This is a genomic window from Mailhella sp., from assembly GCF_057866825.1.
The window spans coordinates 1-6,244 of sequence record NZ_DBMAHT010000116.1 but is presented as its reverse complement, the minus strand read 5'-3'; the positions used below and the strand labels follow the sequence as shown (position 1 = coordinate 6,244).

Below are 6,244 nucleotides of genomic sequence, written 5' to 3'. Positions count from 1 at the left end.
AGGCATGCGCGTGAAAAAACGTTGAAACACGGGTTCAAAATCCATGCCGAGCGACGACTGCTCCACCCCGCACATGCCGACGTCGCTCATGTACGCCGTGCCGTGCGGCAGAATCTGCGCGTCCGCCGTCTGCACGTGGGTGTGCGTGCCGAGCACGGCGCTCACCTTGCCGTCGAGAGCCCATCCCATGGTCTTCTTCTCGCCCGTGGTCTCGGCATGAAAGTCCACCAGACGCACCATGACGCCGTCAAGCTCGTGCCGGGCATCCCCGGCGCAGGCAGAGAGCGCAGGCCCGGAAGGCAACGTACCATGTTCCGTCAGATTCTGCAAAGCCGCAATCCGCCCTTCCCGCGACGCGCCGAGCGCCGGCGCGCCTTCGAGCCAGCCGAGCGCCGCCCGGAACGGACAGGGCAAAGGATCCATGAACACCGTGCCCAGAAGATTGAAAACGGCGAGTTTCCGCCCGTCGGGAAGCGTGTGAATCGCGCAGCCTCTTCCCGGAGAGCCCTCAGGATAATTGGCCGGACGAACAAGCCGCCTGTCCTTTTCAAACCGCGAAAAAATCTCCCTGTGCCGCCACACATGATTGCCGGACGTCACCACCTGCACGCCCGCGGCAAAAAGCTCGTCCAGCGTCTCCGAGGTCATGCCTATGCCTCCGGCAATGTTCTCGCCGTTGGCGATCACCACCTCCGGAGACCATTCCTCGCGCAGCTCCGGCAGAAACTGCTTCACCGCCAGCCTGCCCGCCTTGCCCACCACGTCGCCGAGAAAAAGAATACGCATCAGCGCGCCGCTCCGCGTCCGTGCCGACAATCTTCAAGCAACGCATGAAGTTTTTCCTTGGCCGGACGCAGCCCGGGAGCGTCGGGGAGCCCGGCAAGCACTTCATCCATGAGTCCGCTCTCCGCAAGCGCCCTTCTCGTGGAGGCAAAGCGCAGTTCCAGCATCCAGGTGCCGAGCAGCAGTCGAAAGTCGTTGACGAAGCGCAGATCCACATACCGGGCCACCCGGCCCGCCGTCACGTCTTCCGCCACCTTGGGCGTCCACGATCCGGGATCGTCCGCCACGTGAAGAAGCACGGCGTCCCGTTCCGGGAGCGCATTGCCGAGGTAGCTCACCATGACGCGGAAAATGTCCAGCTTGTCGCTGTCGCGCACCACGTCGGTGACGAAACGCGCCGCCGGCTCCAGCATGGGGGACAGGGCGTAGCGATTGTGCAGCAGCACGGCGCACTGCGCAAGACGCCGCACCCTGGCGGATTCCTCACGCAGAAAACACCCGTCGCGCATGGTCTGAAAGCTCAGCACGGCATGATTGACGGATTTTGCATCCAGAAACGTGCGGTAACGGCGAAACTGCGGGAAGCGCCCGCAGTCGTGGTAGAGCGCCGCCAGCACCGCCGCGCGACAGGCTTCGGCGTCTTCGCTCCACGCCCGCTCCGTCTCGTCTTCGGGCAGGGCGTCCACAATGCGCTCGGCGTGCTCCACAACGCGAAACGTGTGCTCCACCTTCAAACGAAGCGGAGCCGCGTCGGGCACGTCGCGAAAGCCTTCCACATAGTCAAGAAAACGCTTCCGGTATGCGGAAAGCTCAATCTCCATCTTGTTCTCCTCTCTTCTGCCATTCCTTCAGGCGGCGCTCCCGTTCCTCGGCTTCCTTGAGGCGTATGCGCTTGTTGCTTTCATCCCATTTCGGATCGCGAAAAAAGCCCCGCGGGCCGTACAGCGACCGCAGCAGAATAATCACCGCGGCGGAAACAAGCACCATGATGAACACGCCGCCGAACGTGCCGGTAAACAGTTCTTCAAGAATTGCGTACAAGAAACGCTCCTTCGCAGAATTTTTCCGATAGTACCCTCTGGCAGGCCCGGGCGCAAGAGCGCTGACCCCCACGCCTCCGGCCTGCGCGGGGCAGTTCCTCGTCGGGCCGGCCCGGGGGAAAGACTCCGAAAGGCCGTGACCTAGGCACAGCGCTCCGGCGTCCGCCCCTCCCGCCGCGCGAAGACCTGCGCCGAGGCCTCTCCGTCGCTTCCGCCTGACCGGGAGCGACGCGCGCGGGAGGCATTTCCTTGACCGTCGGGGCATAGCGCGACGAGGACGGCGGGAGCTTCGAACGGCATTTCCGGCATCATCCTCACTGCCTTTCAAAAACACGGCGGGAGCGACGCGCTCTGCGGCCTCGCCGGCGACCATGTGTTCTCAAAGGAAAAAACTCATGACATCGGCATGACCATCGGCGGGCTGCCGCCGAAGCCGCTCTCGTCCGCGCCCCGCGGCGGCGTCCTTTTTCCCAGACTTTCGGAAAGCCCTCCCCCGGCATTGACGCCTTACCGTTTAGACGGTAACGGTATCGTCATCATCCGCTCCTGCTTTTTTCGGAACCGCGCCGCGCCCGGATACGCTTCGACCATCCCGCGCCGAACAACCCGGCTGGCGTTTTTCGCCTCCTCTTTTCGCGCAGATTCCGAAGAATATCGCATCCGCATTTCGGAACATGGCGGATCCCTTGCTTTTTTCAAGCAGACGAACATCAACCCCCTGTTTGTGGAGTCAGCCTGATGGCCTTCGTTCACTTACATTGCCATACCGAATTCAGCCTCCTCGACGGCGCCATCCGGGTCGCCGATCTGGCGCAGAAGGCCAAGGCGCTCGGCATGCCCGCGGCCGCCATTACGGATCACGGCAACCTTTTCGGCACCGCCTATTTCTATTCCGCCTGCAAGGACGTGGGCATTCCGCCCATCATCGGCTGCGAAGTCTATGTCACCCGCGATCACACCGACAAGACCTCCGACTTCGCCAGAGTGCGGCACCATCTCATTCTTCTGGCGCAGAATCCCGTCGGCTACCGCAACCTCATGCATCTAGTGAGCCGCAGCTGGCTCGACGGCTTTCACTACAAGCCGCGCATCGACAAAAAAATGCTTCACGGCTGCACCGACGGCCTGGTGGCGCTTTCGGCCTGCGTGGCTGGCGAGCTGCCCCGCACCCTTCTCGGGCAGAACAAGCTCATTACGGGCGGCGGCACCTTCGACGACGCCATTGCCATAGCCAAGGAATACGCCGCGCTTTTCCCCGACCGCTTCTATCTGGAAGTACAGGCCAACAGCCTGCCGGAACAGGCGCTCGTGAACCAGCGCATTCTTGAGCTTTCCGACGCCACCAAGCTCCCTCTCGTGGCCACCAACGACTGCCACTATCTCAACGCCGACGACGTGGAAGCTCACGACATCCTGCTCTGCATTCAGACGCAGGCCAAGGTGGACGATCCCAAACGCTTCCGCTTCGAGGCGCGCGATCTCTACTACAAGTCCGAAGAGGAAATGCTCGCCGGTCTCGACGGCGTTCCGCGCGACGCCATGGAAAACACGCTCAAGATCGCGGATCAGTGCTGCCATCTTGAAATCCAGCTCCACGCGCCGCCCTATCACTTCCCCGTGTACGACCTGCCCGAAGGCATGACTCTGGCCAGCGAATTCTGCCGCATGGCCCGCGAAGGTCTGGAAAAGCGTCTGGAAAAGCATCCGCACCGGGACACCATCAATCCGCAGGAGTACCGCGACAGACTCGAAATGGAGCTCAAGGTCATCTGCGACATGGGCTTCCCCGGCTATTTCCTCATCGTGCAGGACTACATCAACTGGGCCAAGAACAACGGCATTCCCGTGGGCCCCGGCCGTGGCTCGGCCGCCGGTTCCGTGGCGGCGTGGGCCCTGCGCATCACGTCCATCGATCCTCTGCCCAACAAGCTGTTCTTTGAACGCTTCCTCAACGTCGAACGCGTCAGCATGCCCGATATCGACGTTGACTTCTGCGAAGATAGGCGCCTTGAGGTGCTCGACTACGTTACGAGAAAGTACGGCAAGGACAAGGTGTCGCAGATTGCGGCCTTCGGTAAAATGAAGGCCAAGGCCGTGGTCAAGGACGTGGGCCGCGCCATGGGCATTCCGTTCAACGAGACGACGCGCATCGCCAAAATGATTCCCGCCGATCTCAAGATGACGCTGCAGAAGGCCCTCGACACGGTTCCCGAACTCGCGGAGGAATACAAGACCAAGCCGGAAGTTCGGAAGCTCATCGACATTTCCAAGCGTCTGGAAGGTCTTACGCGCCACGCCTCCACCCATGCGGCCGGCGTGGTGGTGTCCGACAAGCCCATGGAGGAATATCTCCCCCTCTTTGCCGGACGCAAGGGCGAACAGATTGCCGCGTTCGACATGAAGTTCGTGGAAAAGGTGGGCCTTGTGAAGTTCGACTTCCTCGGTCTGCGCACCATGACCGTGATTTCCAACGCGGTGAAGAACATCGTGCGCCAGGGCAAGGAAGCCCCGGACATGGAAAACCTTTCCACGGACGATCCCAACGTCTACGATCTGCTCTCCCGCGGCGACACCGACGGCGTGTTCCAGCTGGAAAGCACGGGCATGCGCAAATACCTGCGCATGCTCAAGCCCTCGGGCTTTGAAGACCTCGTGGCTATGCTGGCCCTGTACCGTCCCGGGCCGCTCAACTCCGGCATGGTGGATGAATTCATCAAGCGCAAGCACGGCGAAATCGAGGTTTCCTACCCGCTTCCCGAGCTGGAATCCTGCCTGAAGGACACCTACGGGGTCATCGTCTATCAGGAACAGGTCATGCAGATCGCGCAGATCACCGCCAAGTACACCCTCGGCGGCGCCGACCTGCTGCGCCGCGCCATGGGCAAGAAGAAAGCCGAGGAAATGGCCAAGCAGCGCGACATCTTCCTCAAGGGCGCTTCCGAACGCGGCGTGGCCAAGGAAAAGGCCAACGAAATCTTCGACCTCATGGAAAAATTCGCGGAATACGGCTTCAACAAGGCCCATTCCGCGGCCTACGCCTACATCACCTACGGCACGGCATACCTGAAGTATTACTTTAAGGTTGAGTTCATGGCCGCGCTGCTTTCTTCGGAAATCGGCAACCAGGACAAGATTCTCAGCTACATTGCGGCCTGCCGCGACATGAACATCGACGTGCTTCCGCCCAACGTGCAGATCAGTCTGCGTTCCTTCACCCCCAGCGGCGATTCCATCGTGTACGGTCTCGGCGGCGTGAAGAACGTGGGTGACGAAGCCATCAATGAAATCGTGCGCTCGCGCGAGGAGGACGGCCCGTACAAGTCCCTGCTCGATCTCTGCACCCGCGTCAATCTGCGCAAGGTGACCAAACGCGTGCTCGAAAGCCTCATCAAGGGCGGCGCGTGCGACTGCTTCGGCGTCAGCCGGGCGGGCATGCTGGCCAGCCTCGACACCGTGGTGGCCCGGGCCCAGAAAAAGCAGAAGGAAAAGAATTCCGCGCAGATATCGCTTCTGGCCTTTTCGCCTTCCGTGGAAGCCGCACCCATGCCCGGCATCGGATTCCCCTGCGAGGAACAGGACACCCCCGAATGGGAAGACGATCAGAAGCTCGCCTTTGAAAAAGATTCGCTCGGCTTCTATCTCACCAGCCATCCGCTCCAGCCCTTCCGCCGCGACATGCAGCGACTCGGCCTGCTCACGCTGGAGGAAATCAGCGAGCTCGGCAAGGGCGCGGTGAAGACCGGCGTTCTGGTCACCAGCGTCAAGGAATTCATCACCCGCAAGGGCGACAAGATGGCCTTCGTGCAGGTGGAAGACCTCACGGGCCACGCCGAGGTCACCATTTTCCCCAAGACCTACGCCACCATTAAGGAAACCCTGCACGGCGAACGGCCGCTCATTGAGCTCGTCGGCACCGTGGACGCCAAGGACGACGACGATTTCGGCGACGACGAGGAAAACGACGAAAACACTGTCAAGGAAATCAAGCTGCTGTGCGACTCCGCGAGGCCGCTGCTCGAAGCCTGCATGAGCAGCGATCAGCCCGTGGTGATCCCCTATCCCGTGACGTGCACGGGAGACGCCGACATCGAGGAATTCAAGGCCATTCTGGAAAAGCACAAGGGCACGTCGTCGGTGCAGATTCAGTTCGAGCTGAACAACCGCAACTGCCTCATGGAACTCGGTCCGCGCTGGAGAGTGCAGGCCAGCCCGCAGCTCAACAAGGACATGGACGCCTGGGCCAAAGCGCGCCTTGCGCTGCGGCAGTAACAAAACCTTTTGCGCGCCGGCCCCGATTCCCCAGGAATCAGGAAAACCGGCGCATCGTTTTTGCATGCGAAACAAGGAGACAGCATGAGCAGATCGGTATGGCGGCTGACCATTCGCGGCGATTTCGCCGCCGCCCACGCCCTGCGGCACTA

Annotated in this window: 5 protein-coding genes; 2 read left to right on the top strand and 3 right to left on the bottom strand. The window is 61.4% G+C overall.

Going from position 1 to position 6,244, the window contains the following annotated elements:
* From ACZM96_RS08995 to ACZM96_RS08985, 3 genes are all read right to left on the bottom strand, one after another.
* Positions 1–786 (bottom strand): TIGR00282 family metallophosphoesterase (locus ACZM96_RS08995; RefSeq protein ID WP_489488637.1); only part of this gene is annotated, 786 nt, incomplete at its 3' end.
* Positions 786–1,604 carry an HD domain-containing protein gene (locus ACZM96_RS08990; protein ID WP_489488635.1) on the bottom strand — a complete coding sequence of 273 codons (819 nt, stop codon included), beginning with the start codon at positions 1,602–1,604 and terminating at the stop codon, positions 786–788. The genes ACZM96_RS08990 and ACZM96_RS08995, both read right to left, overlap by 1 nt.
* On the bottom strand, positions 1,594–1,824 hold the full coding sequence (locus ACZM96_RS08985; RefSeq protein ID WP_489488633.1) for a hypothetical protein: 231 nt from the start codon (positions 1,822–1,824) through the stop codon (positions 1,594–1,596). The genes ACZM96_RS08990 and ACZM96_RS08985 overlap by 11 nt, the downstream gene beginning before the upstream one ends.
* Positions 1,825–2,196: 372 nt before the next feature.
* Here ACZM96_RS08985 and ACZM96_RS08980 point away from each other — a divergent pair, with 372 nt between their 5' ends.
* Together ACZM96_RS08980 and dnaE are read left to right on the top strand one after the other, a co-directional pair.
* A complete protein-coding gene (locus ACZM96_RS08980) occupies positions 2,197–2,562 on the top strand; it encodes a hypothetical protein (protein ID WP_489488631.1) in 366 nt (121 codons plus the stop codon).
* Entirely contained in the window at positions 2,559–6,092 is a 3,534-nt protein-coding gene (dnaE, locus tag ACZM96_RS08975) for a DNA polymerase III subunit alpha (protein WP_489488638.1), read from the top strand. The genes ACZM96_RS08980 and dnaE overlap by 4 nt, the downstream gene beginning before the upstream one ends.
* Positions 6,093–6,244 lie beyond the last annotated feature (152 nt).

Coding starts and splice junctions, on each gene's coding strand:
- ACZM96_RS08990 (WP_489488635.1), bottom strand. CDS start 1,604: ATGGAGATTGAGCTTTCCGCATACCGGAAGCGTTTTCTTGACTATGTG.